The organism is Nocardia sp. NPDC060220 (assembly GCF_042727815.1).
Taxonomy (GTDB): Bacteria; Actinomycetota; Actinomycetes; order Mycobacteriales; family Mycobacteriaceae; genus Nocardia.
Genome location: NZ_JBHWZY010000999.1, coordinates 1 through 2,309 on the forward strand (window position 1 = coordinate 1; position 2,309 = coordinate 2,309).

The 2,309-nt window shown below is 66.1% G+C and carries 3 protein-coding genes; all 3 read left to right on the forward strand.

Going from position 1 to position 2,309, the window contains the following annotated elements; all coding sequences use genetic code 11:
• The coding region (locus tag ACFWF3_RS32795) for a GNAT family N-acetyltransferase (RefSeq protein WP_379317760.1) at positions 1-428 on the forward strand (428 nt) is incomplete at its 5' end.
• An 87-nt stretch (positions 429-515) separates the two neighbouring features.
• Positions 516-956, forward strand: a complete 441-nt coding sequence (locus tag ACFWF3_RS32800) for an Rrf2 family transcriptional regulator (RefSeq protein ID WP_378991793.1) — start codon at positions 516-518, stop codon at positions 954-956.
• A gap of 83 nt (positions 957-1,039) precedes the next feature.
• Positions 1,040-2,309, forward strand: a 1,270-nt coding sequence (locus ACFWF3_RS32805) for an MFS transporter (protein WP_379317762.1), incomplete at its 3' end; no start/stop codon positions are given.

Below are 2,309 nucleotides of genomic sequence, written 5' to 3' on the forward strand. Positions count from 1 at the left end.
ATTCTGGACCGATGCTCGAGATCTCCACCGATCCCGCCGCCGTCGATCTCGACTGGCTCCACCACCGCCTGTCGACCGATGCCTACTGGGCCCTCGGCCGCAGCCGTGAGCGTGTCCGCCGCGTCGTCGAGAATTCTCTGCCCTACAGCGTGTTTCACGACGGTTCCCAGATCGCCTTCGCCCGCCTGGTCACCGACCGCACCACTTTCGCCTGGCTTTCCGACGTCTATGTAGACCGTCGACAGCGTGGAAAGGGCGTCGGCAAACTCCTCCTTGACCGGATCATGGCCGACGCCGACGACTGGGGGCTACGCCGTATGGCCCTGGCTACCAGCGATGCCCACGACATGTACCGCCCCTACGGCTTCACTACTCACCCCGAACCGGACCAGTGGATGGAAAAGAACTGGCCGGCCGATCCCGCTTGAACCATGACCGGCCCTCGTTTTCGCTATGCACGGAAACCGCAACCGTGTTAGTTTCAGTTTCGAAGGTCAACGGCACCGGGAGGATGCATGAGCGTCAGCAGCAGAAGCGCGGTCGCCATTCACGCATTGACGAAATTGGCGCAAGGCGGGGAGAGTTCGTTGACGTCTGTGGAGATCGCGGAGAGCTTGGCGAGTAATCCGGTGCTGGTTCGACGCATCCTCGGCAACCTGCGTGACGCCGACCTGGTGCGGTCCACGGAGGGTCGCGGTGGGGGCTGGACACTCGCCCGCCCTGCTCGCGAGATCACCCTGTTCGACGCCTACCGCGCCGTCGAAGGTTCGCCGGTGCTGTCTCGACATGCCCACCCGCCCAGCGCCGAGTGCGAGGTCGGTCGTCATATGCAGGCGATCGTCGACGAGCAGTTCCGCAACGCCGAGCAGGCCATGGAGGAGCAGTTGGGTCGGACGACCATCGCGCACCTGCTCCAGAAGGTATTCGACATCGAGCGAGCGGCGCGTATGCGCTGATCGCAGGACGGCGGGAGACCGCCGTTCTTTTTTTACCCGAACTGTAACCGCATTGGTTGCGGTACAGCTGGGAGAGGGAACCCATGACATCCACGAGACTCGAAACCGACCACGCTGGTTCAGGCCTGGCGTTACTGGCGGTGCTCATGCCCGCGATGCTGGCGACGGTCATCGCCAGCGACATGGTCAATCTGCTGCTCCCGGCGATAGGCACCGAGTTCGACGCCTCGGAAGCCGAATTGGCATGGGTCGTCACCGGATTCCTGCTGATGTTCTCCGTCGGCATCCCCTTCTACGGACGCCTGTCGGACCGAGTGAGCCTGCGGACCCTGTTCGTGGTCTGCCTGACAACCTATGCCGCGGGCAGCCTGGTCAGCGCGCTCGCCCCGAGTCTGCTCGCGCTGGTGGCGGGGCGCATCGTGATGGGCATCGGCGCGGCCGGGATCCCGGTGCTCACGATCCTCGGCGTTACCCGGTTGCTGCCGGCGGAAAAACGCGGGATGGGAATCGGGGTGATCTCCGCCGCGGCAGGAATCGGCACCGCGGCCGGACCTGCCCTCGGTGGCGGCATCGGACAGCTGCTCGGCTGGCACGCACCGTTCTGGCTGATGGTCGCCATCGCGCTCGTACTGCTGCCGTTGATCTGGCGAGTCCTGCCCGCTGACTCACCGACCACCGCCGAGCGGTTCGACCTCACCGGCGGCATCCTGCTCGGTGCAGGCGCCGGACTGCTGCTGTTCGGAATCACCCAGGCTCAGGTCGCCGGATTCACGGCGCCCTCGGCGTGGGGATGCCTCGTCGTCGGCATGGTCACACTCGTGGTGTTCGTCGGTCGCAATCGGCGCATCGACCGGCCGTTCGTCCCACCCGCACTGTTCGGCAACCAGGTCTTCCGGATCGCTGTGATCGTCGTGTCGCTGGCAATGAGCATCAACCTCGGCGCCTTGGTGTTCGTGCCGATCGTGCTCGTCGACGTCGACGGCCTCGAACCGGGCACCGGCGCGCTGGTCATGATCCCGGCCGGCCTCGCCGTCGCGATGCTCTCACCGCTGAGTGGACGCCTGGCCGATCGCATCGGTGCCCGCACCCCTACGCTGGCCGGTCTGGCTGTGATGGGACTGTCCGCGGTATTCCTGTCCGCTGTGGCCGGAGGCGGTTCGCTGGTCCTCACCGCGATCGGGATCACCGCACTGTGCGCCGGCTTCATCTTCGTGATGACGCCGATCATCAGCGCCGCGGCAGGCGCTCTGGCTCCCGCACAGGCCGGCATCGGGCTCGGGATCCTCCAGGGCGCCCAATTCCTCGGCGCCAGCGCGGGTCCGGCGCTCTTCGGCGCCCTGGTCAGCGCACGAC

What these genes read in the sequence shown, in the direction of transcription:
- ACFWF3_RS32800 (WP_378991793.1), top strand. Translation starts at nt 516, where the DNA reads ATGAGCGTCAGCAGCAGAAGCGCGGTCGCCATTCACGCATTGACGAAA.